Genomic DNA, 231 nt, shown 5'->3' on the forward strand with positions numbered 1-231 from the left:
GGAGTATTTCAGAGAGTACGCTTACACTAATAAATTCGAATTTCTGGCAGTAATTCTCGAACATTTTTTTGAAACCCCGGAAATCTTTAAAAGAGAATTTCCGGAGTTATATCTAAATGTAAAAACAATGATCAATTTTAAAGAAGAAGTTTAAAGCAGGTATTTATTTTTTAGAAAAATTCCGGAAACCTATTTTGTATTCTGTAAAAAATTATCGATGTAATTTACTAC

General features: G+C 28.1%; 1 protein-coding gene. It reads left to right on the plus strand.

The window, feature by feature from the left end; genetic code table 11:
* The coding region (locus tag SB658_RS27955; RefSeq protein ID WP_410603855.1) for a zinc-dependent peptidase at positions 1-154 on the plus strand (154 nt) is incomplete at its 5' end.
* Between the last annotated feature and the right edge of the window lie 77 nt (positions 155-231).

The organism is Bacillus sp. SIMBA_008 (genome assembly GCF_046535495.1).
GTDB lineage: Bacteria > Bacillota > Bacilli > Bacillales > Bacillaceae > Bacillus > Bacillus subtilis.